Source organism: Nitrosomonas sp. Is79A3, from assembly GCF_000219585.1.
Lineage (GTDB): Bacteria > Pseudomonadota > Gammaproteobacteria > Burkholderiales > Nitrosomonadaceae > Nitrosomonas.
On record NC_015731.1, the window covers coordinates 303,458 to 322,235 of the forward strand.

19 protein-coding genes, 6 pseudogenes and 1 other annotated feature are annotated in these 18,778 nt (G+C 44.4%); of the genes and pseudogenes, 9 read left to right on the top strand and 16 right to left on the bottom strand.

The window, feature by feature from the left end:
- The first annotated feature begins 3 nt into the window (after positions 1 to 3).
- The 3 genes from NIT79A3_RS19245 (at position 4) to NIT79A3_RS01340 (ending at position 1,115) form a co-directional block, all read left to right on the top strand.
- A complete protein-coding gene (locus NIT79A3_RS19245; RefSeq protein WP_348225681.1) occupies positions 4 to 195 on the top strand; it encodes a hypothetical protein in 192 nt (63 codons plus the stop codon).
- A gap of 112 nt (positions 196 to 307) precedes the next feature.
- Positions 308 to 616, top strand: coding sequence for a helix-turn-helix domain-containing protein (locus tag NIT79A3_RS01335; RefSeq protein ID WP_013964473.1), 309 nt, complete (start codon positions 308 to 310; stop codon positions 614 to 616).
- A 139-nt stretch (positions 617 to 755) separates the two neighbouring features.
- The gene (locus tag NIT79A3_RS01340) at positions 756 to 1,115 is read left to right on the top strand and encodes a hypothetical protein (RefSeq protein ID WP_013964474.1); all 360 of its coding nucleotides are present in this window, start codon (positions 756 to 758) and stop codon (positions 1,113 to 1,115) included.
- A 242-nt stretch (positions 1,116 to 1,357) separates the two neighbouring features.
- Here the strand turns inward: NIT79A3_RS01340 and NIT79A3_RS01345 are convergent.
- Together NIT79A3_RS01345 and NIT79A3_RS01355 are read right to left on the bottom strand one after the other, a co-directional pair.
- Positions 1,358 to 2,526 (bottom strand): IS3 family transposase gene (locus NIT79A3_RS01345; RefSeq protein WP_156796968.1). Its coding sequence is split into 2 segments (ribosomal slippage): positions 1,358 to 2,274 and positions 2,274 to 2,526, totalling 1,170 coding nucleotides; the frame shifts between segments, so codons are not numbered across the junction.
- Between the two features lie 195 nt (positions 2,527 to 2,721).
- Positions 2,722 to 3,183 (bottom strand): PA2169 family four-helix-bundle protein, encoded by a 462-nt coding sequence (locus tag NIT79A3_RS01355; RefSeq protein ID WP_013964476.1) that lies wholly within the window; start codon positions 3,181 to 3,183, stop codon positions 2,722 to 2,724.
- 380 nt (positions 3,184 to 3,563) lie between these two features.
- On the opposite strand from NIT79A3_RS01355, the gene NIT79A3_RS17645 reads away from it, so the two are divergent.
- Together NIT79A3_RS17645 and NIT79A3_RS17650 are read left to right on the top strand one after the other, a co-directional pair.
- Positions 3,564 to 3,794 (top strand): helix-turn-helix domain-containing protein, encoded by a 231-nt coding sequence (locus tag NIT79A3_RS17645; RefSeq protein WP_049785322.1) that lies wholly within the window; start codon positions 3,564 to 3,566, stop codon positions 3,792 to 3,794.
- A 93-nt stretch (positions 3,795 to 3,887) separates the two neighbouring features.
- Complete coding sequence (locus NIT79A3_RS17650; protein ID WP_049785323.1) at positions 3,888 to 4,295, top strand: IS30 family transposase; 408 nt, start codon at positions 3,888 to 3,890, stop codon at positions 4,293 to 4,295.
- On the opposite strand, the pseudogene NIT79A3_RS01365 reads toward NIT79A3_RS17650, so the two are convergent.
- The 4 genes and pseudogenes from NIT79A3_RS01365 to NIT79A3_RS01375 form a co-directional block, all read right to left on the bottom strand.
- Positions 4,259 to 4,608: pseudogene (locus tag NIT79A3_RS01365) on the bottom strand (transposase); the annotation flags it as partial. The gene NIT79A3_RS17650 and the pseudogene NIT79A3_RS01365 sit on opposite strands and share 37 nt — an antisense overlap.
- Positions 4,609 to 4,657: 49 nt before the next feature.
- A pseudogene (locus tag NIT79A3_RS18090) lies at positions 4,658 to 4,910 on the bottom strand (hypothetical protein); the annotation flags it as partial.
- A gap of 215 nt (positions 4,911 to 5,125) precedes the next feature.
- Positions 5,126 to 5,446: a type II toxin-antitoxin system RelE/ParE family toxin gene (locus NIT79A3_RS01370; protein ID WP_013964479.1), complete on the bottom strand. Its 321-nt coding sequence runs from the start codon at positions 5,444 to 5,446 to the stop codon at positions 5,126 to 5,128.
- Positions 5,446 to 5,706 carry a type II toxin-antitoxin system ParD family antitoxin gene (locus NIT79A3_RS01375; RefSeq protein WP_013964480.1) on the bottom strand — a complete coding sequence of 87 codons (261 nt, stop codon included), beginning with the start codon at positions 5,704 to 5,706 and terminating at the stop codon, positions 5,446 to 5,448. Before NIT79A3_RS01375 ends, NIT79A3_RS01370 begins: the two co-directional genes overlap by 1 nt.
- Positions 5,707 to 6,755: 1,049 nt before the next feature.
- Here NIT79A3_RS01375 and NIT79A3_RS01380 point away from each other — a divergent pair.
- A complete protein-coding gene (locus tag NIT79A3_RS01380; protein WP_013964481.1) occupies positions 6,756 to 7,283 on the top strand; it encodes a hypothetical protein in 528 nt (175 codons plus the stop codon).
- A gap of 234 nt (positions 7,284 to 7,517) precedes the next feature.
- Here NIT79A3_RS01380 and NIT79A3_RS01385 read toward each other — a convergent pair.
- Positions 7,518 to 8,744: pseudogene (locus tag NIT79A3_RS01385) on the bottom strand (IS256 family transposase).
- 64 nt (positions 8,745 to 8,808) lie between these two features.
- Between NIT79A3_RS01385 and NIT79A3_RS18970 the strand changes: the two are divergent.
- Positions 8,809 to 8,980, top strand: a pseudogene (locus tag NIT79A3_RS18970) (integrase core domain-containing protein); the annotation flags it as partial.
- Positions 8,981 to 9,238: 258 nt separating this feature from the next.
- On the opposite strand, the gene NIT79A3_RS01390 reads toward NIT79A3_RS18970, so the two are convergent.
- Together NIT79A3_RS01390 and NIT79A3_RS18480 are read right to left on the bottom strand one after the other, a co-directional pair.
- Positions 9,239 to 9,418 carry a hypothetical protein gene (locus tag NIT79A3_RS01390; RefSeq protein WP_156796970.1) on the bottom strand — a complete coding sequence of 60 codons (180 nt, stop codon included), beginning with the start codon at positions 9,416 to 9,418 and terminating at the stop codon, positions 9,239 to 9,241.
- A gap of 198 nt (positions 9,419 to 9,616) precedes the next feature.
- Positions 9,617 to 10,054 (bottom strand): annotated as a pseudogene (locus NIT79A3_RS18480) (IS1595 family transposase); the annotation flags it as partial.
- Positions 10,055 to 10,218: 164 nt separating this feature from the next.
- Between NIT79A3_RS18480 and NIT79A3_RS01400 the strand changes: the two are divergent.
- A pseudogene (locus NIT79A3_RS01400) lies at positions 10,219 to 11,169 on the top strand (IS1595 family transposase).
- Positions 11,170 to 11,347: 178 nt separating this feature from the next.
- On the opposite strand, the gene NIT79A3_RS01405 reads toward NIT79A3_RS01400, so the two are convergent.
- Together NIT79A3_RS01405 and NIT79A3_RS01410 are read right to left on the bottom strand one after the other, a co-directional pair.
- Positions 11,348 to 11,785: a DUF2846 domain-containing protein gene (locus NIT79A3_RS01405; protein WP_013964484.1), complete on the bottom strand. Its 438-nt coding sequence runs from the start codon at positions 11,783 to 11,785 to the stop codon at positions 11,348 to 11,350.
- A 171-nt stretch (positions 11,786 to 11,956) separates the two neighbouring features.
- The gene (locus NIT79A3_RS01410; RefSeq protein ID WP_348225682.1) at positions 11,957 to 12,586 is read right to left on the bottom strand and encodes a tetratricopeptide repeat protein; all 630 of its coding nucleotides are present in this window, start codon (positions 12,584 to 12,586) and stop codon (positions 11,957 to 11,959) included.
- On the opposite strand from NIT79A3_RS01410, the gene NIT79A3_RS01420 reads away from it, so the two are divergent.
- Positions 12,579 to 13,807, top strand: a protein-coding gene (locus tag NIT79A3_RS01420) for an IS3 family transposase (RefSeq protein WP_156796972.1) whose coding sequence is annotated in 2 segments (ribosomal slippage) — positions 12,579 to 12,867 and positions 12,867 to 13,807 — 1,230 coding nt in all. Because the reading frame shifts where the segments join, the coding sequence is not laid out codon by codon here. The genes NIT79A3_RS01410 and NIT79A3_RS01420 overlap by 8 nt on opposite strands.
- Positions 12,857 to 12,973: a sequence feature (AL1L pseudoknot), on the top strand. Its footprint overlaps the gene before it by 117 nt.
- Here NIT79A3_RS01420 and NIT79A3_RS18485 read toward each other — a convergent pair.
- The 5 genes from NIT79A3_RS18485 to NIT79A3_RS01445 all read right to left on the bottom strand — a co-directional run bounded on the left by NIT79A3_RS18485 (position 13,775) and on the right by NIT79A3_RS01445 (position 18,362).
- Complete coding sequence (locus NIT79A3_RS18485; protein WP_348225683.1) at positions 13,775 to 14,050, bottom strand: hypothetical protein; 276 nt, start codon at positions 14,048 to 14,050, stop codon at positions 13,775 to 13,777. The genes NIT79A3_RS01420 and NIT79A3_RS18485 overlap by 33 nt on opposite strands.
- A 396-nt stretch (positions 14,051 to 14,446) precedes the next feature.
- On the bottom strand, positions 14,447 to 14,647 hold the full coding sequence (locus tag NIT79A3_RS01430; RefSeq protein WP_013964488.1) for a YbdD/YjiX family protein: 201 nt from the start codon (positions 14,645 to 14,647) through the stop codon (positions 14,447 to 14,449).
- A gap of 48 nt (positions 14,648 to 14,695) precedes the next feature.
- On the bottom strand, positions 14,696 to 16,735 hold the full coding sequence (locus NIT79A3_RS01435) for a carbon starvation protein A (protein ID WP_013964489.1): 2,040 nt from the start codon (positions 16,733 to 16,735) through the stop codon (positions 14,696 to 14,698).
- Positions 16,736 to 17,016: 281 nt separating this feature from the next.
- A complete protein-coding gene (locus NIT79A3_RS01440; RefSeq protein ID WP_013964491.1) occupies positions 17,017 to 17,445 on the bottom strand; it encodes a hypothetical protein in 429 nt (142 codons plus the stop codon).
- A gap of 167 nt (positions 17,446 to 17,612) precedes the next feature.
- Positions 17,613 to 18,362, bottom strand: a complete 750-nt coding sequence (locus tag NIT79A3_RS01445) for a hypothetical protein (protein WP_013964492.1) — start codon at positions 18,360 to 18,362, stop codon at positions 17,613 to 17,615.
- Positions 18,363 to 18,778: the final 416 nt, after the last annotated feature.

Genomic DNA, 18,778 nt, shown 5'->3' on the forward strand with positions numbered 1-18,778 from the left:
TCAATGTACACCATTGCAGAATCAGAAGTTTTTAGCCGCTATGTCAGCGACTATTGGACGGAAGAAGAACGTGCGGCATTTGCCGTATGGATTGCAGAGCATTATGATGCGGGCGATATTGTGCGCGGTTCGGGTGGCTGTCGAAAAGTGCGCTGGAATCAAAAAGGTCGCGGTAAAAGAGGTGGTTACGTGTAATCTATTACAACACACTTGAAGATGGAACCATCTGGTTACTATTGATCTATGCAAAAAATGAACACGAGAATATTCCAGCTCATATCTTGAAAGCAATTAAGGAAGAAATAATATGCCGATGACTGAGAAAGAATTAAAGAAACGCGATGCCCAACGTGATCTTGGTGCAGAATTACTGGAATCTGTGCGCCAAATGAAAGCTGGGCGTGCTGGAAGAATTCATCAAGTTGAAGTTTCTCCTGCTGTCTCTGCGCGCATTAAGTCCGGTTTGTCACAAATTGATTTTGCAAAACTTCTAGGTGTCTCGGTGCGCACCCTGCAAGATTGGGAACAAGGCCGCCGCCAGCCTAGTGGTGCAGCAAAAACATTGATTGCGATTGCCGAGCGCCGCCCTGACGTATTGAAGGAAATCGCTGCATAACCACCCTATTACCATCAAACGGTGTAGCAGCCTGTCTTGAACAGCGCATCAGCCCGGCTAACAACAAACAATTTCCTCAAGTGTGGAAATTATTATCCGTCAATTCAAGATATTGACTAATCACCATGAATAAATTTCCATGCTTGTTGAAAACAGTCCTGATTTTAAGACCGTCTGGCGATTGGCGCATGACTGGATAGGCGCCGACCCGGACAAAACAGATCCCAACGCAATTTCACCTGAGCTTAGAACCGCTATTCATCGCTTGATGCATGCAATGTCTAGCCGGGAGATTTCGGCCAGATGGAAGGGATGGCGAATCTTTATCGACGATTCATTTATCTCATCAGTTTTTGATTCTTTCCATTATTTAAGATTCATTCAATGTTTCATCAACAACAAATTTAACAAAGCTTACCTGGATAGTCTTTATGTAAAACGAAACGAAGTTATCAATTGGTGTATTGATGTAGTTCGGCTTGATCCTCCACCTTGCTAGGCGACAACAAAGCTGCAATCTGCCGAAGCTGCGGATATCGATGATGAAAACAAAGGTTGGTACGACGTATTGACCGAAAGACGCAGGAAGATAACTGGTTGTCTTGAACTGGCCAGAAGGTTATGGGAAGAAAACCCAAACCAGTCTTATGATCAAATCCGTAATCATCCCATAATGAAACAGTACGGAAACTGAGGTTCCCTCTGTTTTTCGTCTTCCAACAGGCGAACAGTTTTATGCTATCAGCTTTTTCTTCTGTTGAGGATTAGCCAGTCATTTAGAAACCTCATTGGCGATTTATAGCCTAACGTTGAGTGCTGCCGTTTCCGGTTGTAAAGTACCTCGATGTACTCGAAGCTCATGGCAGCCATCTCTGCGCGTGTTTCATAACGCAGTCCATGTACTCGCTCGTTCTTGAAGCTATTGAACCAACTTTCGGTTGGGGCATTATCCCAACAATTACCTTTACGGTTCATTGAGCAGATCATGCCGTATTTCTTGAGCCTTCTCTGAAATTCTTTGCTGGCATATTGGCTACCCCGATCTGAGTGGTGCATCAATCCTGCTGCAGGTTTCTTGCGAAACCATGCCATCGTTAGTGCATCTGTAACGATGTCTGCAGTCATGCGCGGTTTCAGCGACCAGCCAACCACCTCACGGTTAAACAGATCAAGCACGATAGCCAGATATAGCCAGCCCTCATCTGTCCATAGGTAAGTGATATCGGATGTCCAGACCTGATTAGGCGCGGCTGGACTGAAATTCCGATCCAGCAGATTCGGTGCAATCGGCAGATTGTGCCTGGAGTCCGTCGTTATCTTGTAGCGCCGCTTGTGCCTTGCACGAATGCCGTTCTCTCGCATTAGACGTTCAACCCGCTTCTTGGAAGCTGGAAACCCACGGTCACGCAATTCTCTGACCATTCTCGGACTACCGTAGATCCCCTTGAGTTCGGCATGAATAGATTGGATCAGCGTCAGCATTTGAGTGTCGGTGAGGCGTTTGCGATCCGGTTTGCTACCACGCTTCCACGACCGGTATCCGCTCACGCTGACATCTAATATCGTACACATCTCGGCGAGAGAAAACTCCCGTTGCTTATCAATCCAGGCGTACTTCACACAACATCTCTCGCAAAGTACGCCGTTGCTTTTTTTAGGATCTCACACTCCCGTTTCAGCCTTACGTTCTCAGCACGTAACCGGGATAGATCCATTTGTTCCGGTGTGACAACCTTGGTACCCTTACCGTTAAGTTTGCCTGCCTCCGCCAACTTTACCCAGTTGCGCAGTGTTTGTTCTACCAGTCCCAGTTCCTTCGCTACCAGAACAATCGACTTTCCCATCTTCACTTGCTTGACCGCTTGCTCCTTGAACTCGGTCGTGTATTCCTGCTTCGGTATCTTCTTCATCGTCTTCCTCTCAATAGTAACGTTAATTGTACGTCACCCTTGGGAGACTATTTTTCGGGGGAAGCTCAATATAGCTTGTTACCTTGTTCTAAATTGCGAAGCGTCATGATCAACTTGTGATGTATATAAGGGCAATTTGCCTCTTCTCATAGCTAATTTGCTGGCGGGAATTGAACAAATTGCTCATTGAAAAATTTACGCTTTAGTAGGGCTATTCTCTGCTTCATCTCTGAGCTGCCGAACACGATCATGATTCCTTTTTACTCCTTCTAATTGCTGAGTAATAAGTGAACGAAGTGTTTCAGGCAGTTCTTCCTTTAGTGCATCTTCGTACGCGGCAAGAGCAACATCTTCTGCCCTTTCGCATTCTTCTAAGACAGCTAAATTATCCTTATTGGTAAGGGCAGTTTTGAAATCAATCCAAACTCGATGTAGAGCTCCTTTTGTAGTACCGCTCTTATCCGGTTCGCCTCCATATTGCCTGACCTCCACACTTAATGTCCGAACCGCTTCTTCGCAACTTTTTGCACGATCTTGAAAGTATATTTTTAATTGTGGGTCATGAGCATCCTCTGCGCATTTTTTAAAACCTTCCACACCATCGCGTGAAGTCTCAATTAATCCATTTAATAAAGTTATATTTTTTTCATTATTCATGTAATTCTCCTGAAAATAAAATTTTACATTTCCTGATGTGTAGCCTAAACCTTGTGAGTAGGGTTAACTAATCTAATCATTTCATGCATTAAAAATGTTTTGTGAAATTTCATCAATCTTTTGCAGATGTCATGATTAATGAAAATTGCTCATTAGTCCGTACGCTAGGACACATTTCCTCAAATCAATTATTTTTCAGGAGGTATTTAAAATGAAGTCAGCATATTCAAGTTGTGGCTATAGAGCATACCGGAATAGAAGCCAGCCGCTAGGAAAATCAATGGCGGATTCAACTTTGAAGTGCAACTTTTGTAAGGAAGTTTATAGGCAAGCTGCGGTAGTATCGGAGCTACTTAAACGACCAAGTAAAAGGAGCGCAGATGAAGCACTACAAGCAGCTTACCAGTGAGCAACGATACCAGATTTCTGGCTTGAAGAAGGCAGGTTTGAACCAATCACAAATTGCGGATGAAGTGGCGTACACAAATCGACGATTTCTCGGGAATTCAGACGGAACAAGGGTCGACGTGGCTGGCATTCCAAGCAGGCTCAGGAATTACGGGACGAGCGTCGAAAGGATTGCACCAATGCACAGTGTCACTCATTGCTGAAGTGGACGGAAGTTGAGCGATTGATTCGACAGGACATGAGTCCGGAACAAGCGTCTCAGCGGCTTGCTCTGGAAGGCGGACTGCCTATCAGTCATGAATGCGATCTACTTGCACATTTATGCAGATAAGCGCCGTGGTGGGGACCTGTGGCGGCACTTACGCTGCCAGAAGCCGCGCAGGAAACGATATGCGAGTGGTCAAGAGCGCCGAGGTACAATCAAGAACCGGGTCGGCATTGACGAACGTCCGGCGATCGTGGAACAGAAGAGCCGCATAGGCGATTGGGAAGGCGACACCGTGATCGGCAAGAGCCACCGAGGCGCATTGGTCACATTGGCCGAGAGGAAGTCGCGCTACATTCTGGCAGCGCAAGTGCCCGACAAACATGCATCGGGTGTGACGGCGGCAGTAACGCGGCTACTGCGCCCCCATAAAGGCAAGTGCTACACCATGACGTTCGACATGTCGCGATATCGGTCGAGGAACGACCTCAGGATTTGAGTTTGCGGTCGAGCTCCGCCTGGGCGAAAAAAGCACTGGCCAGTTTCAGAATTTCATTGGCGCGACGTAATTCCTTGACCTCACGCTCCAGTGCTTTGATGCGTTCGCGCTCTTCACTGGTGATGCCATCTCGTAGGCCTGTGTCGATCTCGTGCTTCTTTACCCAATCATGCAATGTCGGCGGCGCGCAGCCGATCTTGGGCGCAATCGATTCTATCGTCGCCCACAGCGAAGGGTACTCACTGCGATGCTCTTGCACCAGGCGGACTGCTCGTTCTTTTACTTCGGGGGAATATTTGTTTGTTTTGTTCATCGCTCCATTCTCTCAAGATTTGGAGCCTCATCAAAACCCGGGGCGATTCAGGTTGTTTTAATGTGCCGCGACCGCGTTTGAGTTTGCCATGATAACCACGATGCCGTTTCGCACCAAAATAGCTTTCATCAACTTCCACTCTACCTACCAACTTGTCTTTAAGGGCAGTCTGATGGCGATATATTACTTGCCTGAAAATGCTATACCAACGATTAATCGTGTTACGATTTTTACCTATTGATCCGGCCATTAAAAAGATTGATTAGAATCTCCGTATTCCGGCTTTCGCCGCTATGACAAATCGAACTATTTAATGGCCGACTCTATAATAACAGAGCTGTTTTGCTGGCAGGTATATCAATGCAAAAGCATTGAATTATTTTTCTAATGTAATAATCACCTAATTTGCTGTTTCTTAACATCTTACTAAACTAAAAAATTGTTTCTGCTAGTCTAGAGCCCTTCTAATTCTTGATGCATGGTCGACAGCGGTTTTATGTATCGCACCACTACTCGACTAAGGTTCGATCCCCAACAAACTCCACCAGTTACGTGCCGCATGCAATACACGCACGATCGATATACCTTCATGATGTGGTAGATAGAAGATCAGGTGATTGTCGAAGTCTTTAACTCGCCACTTGCGCATACCCGCTAATGTTGGATCGCGTAGCGTTAATGGTGCACCGATCAGGGGTTGTTCAGCCAGAACATTGAAGCTGGCTTCTGTCTGTGCCAGAAAGCGTTCAGCTGTCTCTAGGTTCGCATTTTCCGCAAGATAAACGAAATGCTCTACCAGATCGCGCCTGGCTGCTGCGCGTTGATAGATTTTAGGCATCAGCGTTGTTTCTTTCGTGCTTCCAGCTTGGCTAAGGCTTCTTTGCGAATATCACTCCAATCCGCCGATGTTAGTTCGCTTTCTGGGCCACTCAATCCTTCCAGCAACTTAGCTTCAAGCTGTTCTTCCGCTTTGCGTTTCTCATCAGCGCGGATCAATTCGCGCACATATTCGCTGGCACTACTGTAACGACCCTGGGCGATCTGCCCATCCACGAATTGTTTCAAGGGATCAGGCAGAGAAATATTCATACTTTGCATAGGTAAATCCTCCTTATCTTGCCGCATAATGTGTAATTAATAACACAAAATGGCAATTATTGCCATAACAAGGATGTCAATTGAAATTAAATGAAATTGTTATTGACACTGGATATCTGGAATTTGTAAATATAAATGGTTGCAAATTAAATGTGGCACACCTAAATGATATTACTGATATCAGGCTTGGATCGAGCGATTACTTGTAACTATCGCCAAAATCAGATGATTAAATCAAAATCTTTTTGATGGGATAATTGATGGTAATTTCAACTTTATATACTGCAAATCCGCGTGGATAATGGATCTTTGGCGGAGAGGATGTCTGACGATAATAATATTGAAGTTTTTGATTAATAATAATTATATCATAAATAAATCAAATCCGTCTTTCCTTCCGTCTTTCCTTTAAAAATTCCTTAACCTATGGCCCATCGAATAGAAGAAATAGCTTAAGTACGGATTCGAATCTAGAAATACGTAGCAAATTTTCTAAAATAGGCAGCTATTTATATCGGCCACATTCTTGTGGTTAGATGCATTTAGCAATGCAAACAGATAATCGATCGGGATCTCGTGCTCAGTTTTCGTGTTCGTAGTAGCTCGACAAAGCAATCCGAATTTCCTTGCGTATTGACTCGACCCCGTGTTCTGCTCTGTTTCGATCGACAAATACTACCATCATTTCACGTAATTACCGAGCTCCGCTTGCATAAAATATGCCTATGCATTGCGCGATATCTCGTTGCATACTTGTTTCTAGATATTCTCGTTCCAGTTGCTTGAGCCGCTCACGATCTAGTCTCGATTGTCCTACTCGACTTCCCTGATCGGCTTCAAATAACCCTCCAACTCAATACTATTAATACCCACGTATTTTTACGTACTTAATGAATTTTCATATAGTGGTAAATTTCATCCACGGCAATAAACCGGAGAATATGTCTTAAATACATTTTCTTCAAAAAGTTATTGCTATTAATAATTGGTTTTCCTTGTTTTCTTCTCAAAGAAATCCAATTCTCAATAACACAGTAGATGGAGAAAAAATGAAAGCAAAAAATATTGCCTTGATGATTGTTACAACGTCATCTCTAGGGATTCTTACTGGTTGCGCCACCATTATGGGTCAAAGTGCCGCTGAAACTTTAAATGTTAGAAGTGCCCCTGATCAAGCAAATGTTGTAATTACTGATGAAGCAGGAGTCAAAGTATTTGAAGGGAAAACCCCTACTTCGTTGCCTTTGGAGAAAAAGAAAAGCTTTTTTAGCGGTAAGAAATATTTTGTAAATATCAAAAAAGAAGGCCATGTAGAGCAAACTGTCATCGTAGATACAGAGGTGAATGGTTGGTATGTCGGTGGGAATCTAGTGTTTGGAGGATTGCTTGGATACCTAATTATTGATCCTGCAACTGGAGCCATGTGGAAGTTGGATAAACAGGAAATCAGCGTAACGTTAAATGCTTCAGCAAAGAATACTTCTCATAATAACAAGTCAATTGACGGGGGCCTTACGGTCATGTCCATCGAGCAAGTACCTGCTCATCTGCGTGAGAAGATGCAGCCAATCAATTAATTAATTAACATTCGGAAAGAACTATGTCACCGTTAATTGTGACATAGCCCTGGGAATCATTTAATCGAGGAAAAGTTATCATCGGATCAGACTGATTTTAATGAAGCACTGTGGCAAGCCGGAGAATCACGATTACCAGCTTTACTTGGCACTAAACGATATTGAGCATTCCAGAACCAAGGCCAATCATCCACAGACTAGAGGGTATCCTAAATTTTGTGTAAGTGGCGGTAATTACTGCTGAGGCATCCTTTCCTCAAACTGAATAGTAAACCTGTTTAACGCAGGTTTCCAATCGCGCAGTGGCATCGTCCATTTCTTGCTGATATTGATCAGTGCCAAATAGAACAATTTAGTAACAGCTTCATCATTTGGAAATGAGCTCCTATTTTTACTAACTTTACGTAAACTCATGTTCACCGACTCAATGGCATTGGTGGTGTAAATGATTTTGCGTATTTCAGGGGGGTAATCGAAGAACGGAATAATACGCATCCAATTGTTACGCCAGGATTTAGCAATTGGCGGATAAGCATCATCCCATTTCACTTCAAATTCAGTGAGATATTGCTCTGCCTCGTCTGCTGTTGATGCGCTGTAAACGCGCTTCAAATCAGTTGCAACCAGACCGCGTTTATTCCAGCCCACGTAATTTAAACTATTACGCACCATATGCACAATGCAAAGCTGTACCGTGGCTTGCGGTTAGACCGCCTCAATGGCTTCAGGAAAGCCTTTTAAGCCATCCACACAGGCGATGAAGATGTCTTGTATGCCACGGTTCTTAAGTTCAGTGACAACGCCCAGCCAGAATTTAGCACCTTCAGTCTGTGAGACCCATAAACCCAGCACTTCTTTTTCGCCTTGCATGTTTATGCCAATGGCAAGGTATACGGCTTTGGTACGCACCGCACCGGCATCACGGACTTTGACGTGGATGCAATCCAGATAAATGACGGGATAGACTGCATCCAGCGGGCGGGACTGCCATTGCTTCACATCTTCCATCACTGCATCGGTAACGGATGAGATCAGTGTAGGCGAAACCTCCGCACCATACATCTCGATCAGGTGACTCTGGATTTCGCGTACCGTCATACCACGCGAGTACAGTGATATGATCTTGCCATCAAAGCCAGTCCAGCGTGTTTGGTGCTTAGAGATCAGTTGTGGTTCAAAGCCGCCCTCGCGATCACGAGGGATTTCAATCGGCAACTCACCAAATTCACCCTTAAGGGTCTTGCTGCTTTTGCCGTTGCGGGCATTGCCAGTGAGGTTGCTGACAGTAGCATGTTTGTCATGACCCAAGTGCTCAGTCATTTCCGCTTGTAACGCACGTTCAATCAGCGCCTTGGTGAGTTGCTTAAGTAAGCCATTCTCTCCAATTAGGTCTTCTGGCTTTTTATAGCCTGATAACAGTTGGTCAATTAAATCGTTGGGTAAAGTTCTTGTTGTCGTCATTTCTTATCCATTTCTGAAAGTAGCAGTTTCCTGCAAAATGACCACTTACACAAAATTTCTTACACCCTCACAGACTAACGGTATTTGCGAACTTTTCCACAAAACCATCCTGCAGGAGTTCTACTAGATGGCATTCCGGTGCAAGATTTACAGGTCCATTGAAGAGTTACAAGTCGATCTGGATGACGTATTACAACAACGAGCGAACTCACCAAGGTAAGATATTTGTCTGCGGTGGTTGCCCTAGATACTGCCAGCCATCGTCTTCTGCGGTTTGATCGACGGCGATGCCGAGCAATTTTACTAACCAGGTATCCATTCTTGGTTCATTTCTGGATGGTTTTTTGTTACCCAAGCCATTAGTTCCAGATTTTTCTTCTTCGACAGTTCCAGTCTCAGCTAAATTTTCGGTTCATCTGGCATGTGCATATTTGGCTGTAAAATGCATGGTGAAAGAATGTGAACTAAAGGTTGTATTTCTCGGAATTTTAACTTTAGTCGTCCTCTTCACCTTCCCTGTTGCTGTCGCTACCACAATGACTGCATGTATGTTCTGGAGAGATACGTTCCTCTGCAAGAAGTAAATTTAGTTCTCCGTCAGATAGTTCAAGTTCATCAGCACGTTCCACTTTGTATTCCTCTAACACGTCATCTTGAACATCGGCTTCTACCAAGTATTCAACCCCCGTACGTTTACATTCCTGGCAAGGAATCATGATTGTGTGTCTATCCAACATTTAGCACCTCTTCTACTAAGAAAAAAAGAATCATATGCAACAATGAATTTTTCTGCAGATAATTGTGTTAGTGCTAAAATTAGTATCAATGAAGAGAGTGAGGAAAACACCAGTAGTGCGCCAAAGGTGCGCCGGTTAAGTTAATAATGGCCATGTAGTAATTAACTGTTTAAATTGTCTTGTTTTTCCAAGTGACATTAGGAAACAAAAGGTTGGTGTAACGTTCTGACCGAGATGATCAATCATTCTAAGCCACCCCAGTTAACTCGCAAGATAACGTGTTGCTATATAATGGAATTTCCCCATCCATTGTCTGAAGCGGCTACCATAAACATTAGCATTCTGAATGTGGTAAGCATCGTTGATAACTCATTGACCTGCGGCAATGTTGACTGGGCGATGAACAATTTTTGCATTCCTGGTGATCTGTTTGTAGGCGGACATTCCATCTGTGCAAAGAATGGCAGCTTTGCCGCCTAGTTTGCGTGCGACTCTCGGCAAATAATGTTGTCCCTTAAAAGATTCTAGAAAATACATTTCGTCAGCTTCAGCAATGCCATTTATTTTATTATTGGTTGTGATATGTTAATCAGCGCTCAGAATTTACCATTTGTTATAAATATTTCTGGAAACTGATTCCAATGATAAACTTGATTAGAAGATTGTTCAGCCAAACCCGATTTTTTCTATTATATGGCGCATACTGACCCAAACAAACCCATCAAAGACAAATTGCCATGGCCATGAACCGTACCCAATTCCAAGCAGGCTTGTCCTTACCTGCATTCCTTACGCAGTTTGGCACAGATGAGCAATGCGCGGATGCGCTGGAAGTGTCCCGTTGGCCGCAAGGATTCTGCTGCCCAGGCTTCAACACCACGGATTATTATATGCTCAAGGTAGGAAAACATAAGACCTTCCAATGCAAGTGCTGCCGGTTGCAGACATATCTGATCGCAGGCACCTTGTTCCAAAGCACCCACTTGGCGCTAAGCATTTGGTTCTTAGCAATTTATCTGATCAGCCAAGCCAAGCCCGGCTTGTCGGCACTCGACCTTAAGCGGCAGCTGGGCGTGAACTAGCCCACGGCTTGGCTGATTCAGCAGAAGTTGATGCAGGCGATGGTCGAACGGGATGCCAAGTATACGCTGAGTGGTAATGTCCAGGCGGATGACGCTTACCTTGGCGGAGATTGGCTGGCGGCAATGCAGGCCGGGGTTCCGAGAACAAGGTGCCTTTTGTGGCGGCCATTTCGCTCGGCGCCGAAGGCCGTCCCTTGTATATAAATGGTACTGGTCCCTGGTTTTACGCGCAAAGCGGTTTTTGACTGGGCTACCGCTGACCTCGCGCCAGGTTGTATAGTCACTTCCGATGGATTGGGTTGTTTTGTCGGGGTTACTGATGCTGGCAGCCAGCACCGGGCAATCATCGCGGACGATCGCAATCCTAGGGATTTGCCAGAATTCAACTGGATCAATACGGTTTTTGGCAACCTCAAAACCAGCCTGGGCGGCGCTTATCATGCATTCGATTTCGCCAAATATGGAACCCGTTACCTCGGTGCATTTGTTTACCGTTTCAACCGACGCTTCCATCTTGAAGTGCTTCCTCTGCGTCTGTTCGTCGCCGCAGCCACTATCGGGCCTCGCCCAGAACGTTGGCTTCGGCAAGCTAAAGAATCTTTCTAATCAGGATGATAAATGGAACAGGGATGCCTTACTTATTTGAATGAACTTGCAATTCCCCGTGGTCTTGCCACGGGTTGTTTATTCTCAATAGAAAGAGAAATAATTGCATAAGAGTAATATTTTTATAAAGTTGCTTATGCATTAAATATCTTTACTATTCTTTAAAGAATAGAAATTATTATAGCTGTACTTCTCGAAGAGACCGTATTTCTTTTTCGCATTGCTCTTTGCTAACGGGATTAATATTTGCACTTTTCATTAAAACATTGAAATTTAGATCAAGTTTCATGCAGTAAATATCTCCGCTTTTAACCGCAATCTTGCTGCCCTCGCCCATCCCGGTATTTGCTCTTATCATTTTATTACCGGCATCAGTATTTACTACAAAGAAAGACCCATTAGGTAGGGAGCCGACTAATTTTTCGTCAATTAATACATCATATTGATTTATCATACCAGCCATTGCGCTCTCGCGATAAACATATATTGCCGCTCTACTCTTGTCGGTGTTTGTTAGACCTTCATAATTTCCTGTTGTTTTTACTGAAGTCGCACAGCCCGCTGATATTGCGACAAGCAAAGATACAGCAATCATTTTAAGTACTCTAGTTTTCATCTTCTTTCCCTATTAGTTGTATTTGAAATTTATATTTTGAGTTTTGAATTATCATCAGAACCAATTCTGAGTTTTTAAAAATAAAGCAGCTGACTTTTAACAAGTTTCGTTCAAATAGACGGGGAATTAAACCCGCAGAGATTAATTGATTAATGCATCTCATGCTTCTTCTTAGAACTTTCCCTTTGTCTCTCGGGATAACTTCTCCAATCTTCCTAATATTTCTAAAATTCCCTTAGCTTTTACATGCCCTTGATCAGCTGCTTTGCGATACCATGATTTAGCTTGTACTAAGTCATAAGGAACACCCTTACCGCTTTCATAAAACAACCCTAAATCATATTGAGCACCGGCATGTCCTTGCTCAGCTGCTTCACGAAACCACGAAGCTGCTTTTGCATCGTCCTGAGGAACACCCTCACCGCTGACATACAACATTCCTAAATCATATTGAGCTCTGTCATATCCTTGCTCAGCTGCTTTACGAAACCACGAAGCTGCTTGAACATAGTCTTTGGGGACAGCTTTACCCCGATAGTACTCATTTCCTAAACTATACTGAGCAACGGCAAGTCCTTGCTCAGCTGCTTTGCGATACCACGAAACTGCTTGTGCGTAGTCCTTGGATACGCCTTCACCTTTATAGTATGCGTTTCCTAAATTAAATTGTGCACCGGTATGTCCTTGCTCAGCTGCTTTACGATACCACGAAGCTGCTTGTGCGTAGTCCTTGGAGACACCATTGAATCGCCCCGGGTTTTGAGGAGGCTCCAAATCTTGAGAGAATGGAGCGATGAACAAAACAAACAAATATTCCCCCGAAGTAAAAGAACGAGCAGTCCGCCTGGTGCAAGAGCATCGCAGTGAGTACCCTTCGCTGTGGGCGACGATAGAATCGATTGCGCCCAAGATCGGCTGCGCGCCGCCGACATTGCATGATTGGGTAAAGAAGCACGAGATCGACACAGGCCTACGAGATGGCATCACCAGTGAAGAGCGCGAACGCATCAAAGCACTGGAGCGTGAGGTCAAGGAATTACGTCGCGCCAATGAAATTCTGAAACTGGCCAGTGCTTTTTTCGCCCAGGCGGAGCTCGACCGCAAACTCAAATCCTGAGGTCGTTCATCGACCGGTATCGTGACACCCACGGGGTCGAGCCGATCTGCAAGGTATTGCAGGTCGCCCCGTCAGGGTATCGGCGTCACGCGGCCGAGCGGCGCAATCCGGCATTGCGTTGCACTCGTGCCCAACGCGATGAGGTTTTGATGCCAGAAATTCAGCGTGTGTGGCAGGCTAACCTGCAGGTGTATGGTGCCGACAAGGTATGGCGGCAACTTAAGCGCGAAGGAATGCAGGTAGCTCGCTGCACTGTTGAACGGCTCATGAAACGGTTGGGGCTGGAAGGTGTGCGGCGCGGCAAGGTTGTGCGAACCACGGTTCCGGACAAGGCGCTGCCGTGCCCGCTGGATCGCGTAAACCGGCAATTCAAGGCGGATCGCCCAAACCAGTTATGGGTGTCGGATTTCACCTATGTTTCCACCTGGCAGGGCTGGCTATATGTCGCGTTCGTCATCGACGTGTTTGCCCGGTGCATCGTGGGTTGGCGGGTCAGTTCCAGCATGCACACGGACTTCGTACTGGATGCGCTGGAGCAGGCTTTATACGCCCGGCAACCGGAGCTGGGTGCCTTGATTCACCACAGCGACCGGGGTTCCCAGTATGTCTCTATCCGTTATACGGAGCGGCTTGCCGAGGCTGGAATAGAACCGTCGGTTGGCAGTAAAGGAGATAGCTACGATAACGCACTAGCCGAAACGATCAACGGGCTTTACAAAGCTGAATTGATTCACAAGCAGGGGCCATGGAAAAACAGGGAATCCGTTGAATTGGCGACGTTGAACTGGGTGTTCTGGTTCAATCACCAGCGTTTGCTTGGACCCATCGGCTATATACCGCCGGCGGAAGCTGAGGCACAATACTACCGGCAGTTAGCCAACTTGGATTCTGCCAAAGTTACTTAAACCAAACAGCCTCCAGAGAACCCGGGGTGATTCACCATTGCCTAGGTAATATATGTTTCCTAAAGTAAATTGTGCACTGGTATGTCCTTGCTCAGCTGCTTTACGATACCATGATCTAGCTTGTGCAGAGTCCTGAGGAACACTCTTACCGAGTTGATACATCATCGCTAAATTGTATTGAGCTGAAGCGTCTCCCTGTTTTGCGAATTTTAGCGCAGTCAAATAATAGTCTTTATTAGCCACAACGTTGGGATCTGTATTTACATTAGGCGCTGCACAACCCAATGTAGTAAGAACCAATAATACTAGTCATTTCTGCATCATTAATCTCCTTTTGATTTATTCTAAAATATATATGCGTAAACTCAATTGCTTATTGTCTCTCAGTTTTTGTTTTTTTAACTGACTATATTTTGACATTGGGTGTAATAGCCCGTGCATCTAATCTATCAAGTTACGTGCTGAGAACGTACGGCTTAAAGTGGAGTAGTAAAATCCTAAAAATGCAATGGCATACTTCGCGATAGATGCCGTGTGAAGTACGCTAGATTAATGGCAATGGGAATTTTCCATCGCCGAGATATGTTCAACTCATAACAAAAGCTATGAGTTCACAGAATACAATTTCTTCATTATTTCCTAACAGCACCGACTGATTTTTCCATTACCGCTGTAACGCGATTCCTGACGCTCCCGAAAAAACTGCGAATAAGACATGACGGGACGATCCGGATGCGTATTTTTCATGTGTTCCACATACGTGCCATAGTCAGGCATACCAACCATCAATCGCATGGTTTTTGAAATATGGCGTATGGTTTGTGTAATTTTGTAATACATAGCTATTCTCCATTGTTCATTTTTCTGATGTGGCATGGGCTGGCAATACTAAAAGGGTCCTTCTCTATCAGTCGGGTGGTTTATGGTACGTACTTGCAGTACTGTTCTAATACCAAAAAATAGCATGCTGATGAGTACTGCCATGAACAGGCCAGCTAGCGATGCATTCATATAGTCATTAAAAATAACCTGCTGCATTTGCTCAAGTGATTTAGCTGGTGCCAGAACAATGCCTTCCACGACTGAATCTTTATATTGGTTCGCGTGTGCCAGGAATCCGATACGCGGATTAGCATCAAAAATCTTTTGCCACGCGGCGGTAAGCGTGCAGACGAGAACTAACGTTAGTGGAATAATGGTCACCCAGGCAAAGCGACCAAGCTTCATTTTAAACAGTACACAGGTACACAAAATCAGCGCAATACCCGCCAACATCTGGTTGGAAATACCAAATAACGGCCAAAGCGTATTTATACCACCTAATGGGTCAACCACCCCTTGGTAGAGAAAATATCCCCACCCAGCGACACAAAGACCTGTTGCAACCAGGTTAGCAACCAACGAATCTGTGTGTTTCATCCCAGGGATAAAAGAACCTAGCAAATCCTGCAACATAAAACGCCCGGCGCGGGTTCCGGCATCTACGGCTGTCAAAATGAACAGTGCTTCAAACAGAATCGCAAAATGGTACCAAAAAGCCATCATTGCGGTACCACCGGTAAATTCCGATAGAATTTGTGCCATGCCAACTGCCAAGGTTGGGGCGCCTCCTGTTCTGGAAATGATGCTATGTTCTCCTACATTCTGCGCAGTCTGGGTAATCATCTCAGGCGTGACATAAAAACCCCATTGCGAGATAGTTTGTGCAGCCGATTCAGCCGTTGTGCCGATGATTGCCGCAGGACTATTCATAGCAAAATAGATACCTGGCTCAAGCGTTGACGCGGCTACCAGCGCCATAATCGCGACAAATGATTCCATCAACATCGCACCATAACCGATGAAACGCGCATCGGTTTCATTTTGAATCATTTTCGGTGTGGTACCAGAAGCGATCAGCGAATGAAAACCGGATATCGCACCACAAGCGATGGTAATAAACAGAAAAGGGAACAGACTACCCGACCAAACTGGACCGGAACCATCCACGAATTGTGTGAAAGTCGGCATTTTAAGTTCAGGCGAAATGAAGATCACACCGATAGCTAACCCAACAATAGTACCGATCTTTAAGAAAGTGGATAAATAATCTCGGGGTGCCAGTAATAACCAAACCGGCAAGACGGAAGCAATAAAACCATAAGCAATGAGCAGCCAAGTCAATTGTTCGCCTGTCAGGGTGAAAATAGCCGCTAGCGCGGGAATCTCTTGTACATACTGCCCGCCGATTATCGACAGCATGAGTAGAACAAAGCCAATGAGTGATACTTCACCAATGGAACCAGGACGCAAATAGCGCGAATAAATCCCCATGAATAAAGCAATAGGTATCGTAGCGGCAACCGTAAAAGTTCCCCAGGGTGACTCGGCCAAGGCTTTAACGACAATTAATGCCAATACCGCTAGCAAGATCAGCATAATAAAGAACGCGCCAAACATCGCGATCATGCCAGGCAATTGCCCGAGTTCGGACTTGATCAAATCACCTAATGAGCGGCCATCACGTCGGATGGATATGAATAGTACGATGAAATCCTGGACTGCCCCGGCAAACACAACACCAGCTAGCAGCCACAACATACCAGGCATGTAACCCATCTGAGCAGCCAGGATTGGCCCAACCAGGGGGCCTGCTCCGGCAATTGCGGCAAAGTGGTGACCGAACAAAACATACTTATTGGTAGGCACATAATCCATGCCATCATTGAGTTTGTAGGCAGGTGTCATGCGAGTGGCGTCTAATTTTAATACTCTATTTGCAATGAACAGACTGTAAAAACGATAAGCGATAATATAAACGCAGACCGCCGCAATGACGATCCAGATTGCACCGATTGAATCACCCTGCTGCAATGCAATGACACCAAAAGCACAAGCGCCAGAGAGAGAGAGCATCAGCCAGCCGAGCTTGGAGAGGAAGCTAGTCATTATTTTCTCCTAAGATAAAATGCTTTTTCTCACGATCATTCCTAGCTCGCTCGGTAGGCTGCGATGTTCTGATTACTTCAGGTGAAGCACTCTCGATTCCGGCAATGATGCAAGATGAAGTGACTATTAATAAGAATTTTGATGACATACCATTTGCTCCATTAGGTTAAATTGAATAAACAAAATTTAACTGTGTAAGAATTTGTTGAATGATGATCATTTCACGGAGCCATATTTGACTCTATTTTTCGTTCCATTCATTGCTGTCGTTTGAAATTTCATCAATAATCGCCCTCTTTTGGCATGTCATTCGGGAATTTAAAATCATATTTGACTCTATTTTTCGTTTCATCCATCGCATATTTCAAAACAACCCCATCCTGATTAAATATCACCACAATTTCTTTAGTGGTTACATTGGCGCCTCTAAAGAACCAACCAAAAGGTGGAATAAAATTTGTAAAATAAGGGACTACTCGACTAAATTTATAAGTCCATACCTCATCGCCAGAATCAGTGAAGTTGATACTTCCAGTATTTCCGAATTCAGAGATAATCTGAGCTTTTGTCGTTTTCCCCTCGGTAATCTGTTTAGAAACCGAGGATTTGGTCTGTTTCGCTATGCTTATATGTCCCGCAGTTGTGCAAGCGCTCAATACAGCAACCATAGCCAGCCATATGATGGTTCTTGCGGTCTTAGTGGTTTCCATTTTCATTCCTTTTTCAAACGCGTTTCAGGTAAACGCAACCCTGCGGTAAGGCACTGTTCTTATTGATCCGAAGAATTTGGATCCTGTTCGGATTAAATTACTTAAGCTATTTTCTATAAGGTGCAGCTACATCAGTAGCTCCATTTTAGGTTTCTCAATTGTGTTTATTAACAACCTCCACATCCGCCACAGCCATTTCCACCACAACCTCCTCCTGTAATAATGTTTTTTGCGTAGTCATTTTTTAACTGGTGATAAAATCCATCTGGGATAGTTAATGCCGCATCTAGAGCAAAAATGAAGGGTAGTCTGGAAGGTGATTTTTGGTCTATTCCTTCCCATTCACAAGCCAGATACCATGCTTCTTTCATGCCTTCTTCAAGTACGGATACGTCTATCATTTCCTGTTTGGGTGTGTGGTGAACGAAATGACCGGCTCCGTATTGGCAGAATGTAGCGTATGATTTTGTATATACGATGAATTCATGCCAGGCTACATCTATCACTTGTGATGGCATTGAAATAAAATTAGGAGTGATTCTGCATAATTGAAAGTATTGCCGAAGCCCTTGCATGACCAGTGACAATTGATCCTCAGATAACCAAGGATAATGTTTACTGACACATTCCTTGACTGTCGGAGGAAACTTATACTGCTCAATGAAATCAATTTGCTTGTTTTGTTTAATCCTCACCTTGTTACACCAGAAAAACAGAGCGGTAAGTAAGATACATATTAAAAAAGCTGCCAGACTTTTTTCAAGGTATGCATAAGGAAGCGCGAAGACAATGAATATGAGATAAAAATCCATGAACTTACATAAGCCTGTTTCATAGAACGAAACCATCTTAGGTTTGAGCAAATACGGGTCTAATAGAATTGCTGCATTTGTATTTAACTTTTCATGATCATTCATTTCATCCCTCCTCAGATTAGGCGCTAATTCAGAAATTAATTATTAACGTAATTTTCATTATCAAACTGCATTTGAGTATGCCTAAATTTTCCCAGCGTTTTTTTGCGTAGAGCTACGCGTCTTAGGATTGGATGCTGTACCCGGTACAATGTGAACACATTGGGTGGCGCTATATGACTAGACCTTGTGCTGATCTAGTCATATAGCAATAATTATCATTAATATCATTAAGTTAATAAATGGAAGGATAACTTTTGTCGCGAAGCCACATGTTCTGGCAATGTCGTCTGTCATTATCTGGATGAATCTACAACAGGCAGATTGAAGAAAAGCTGTTGATTCAGCTTATCTAGCCAGCAAAGAGGTGGGGCTTCAAAACTATATCAAGTTAATTGCCCATGATAGGATTTGACATG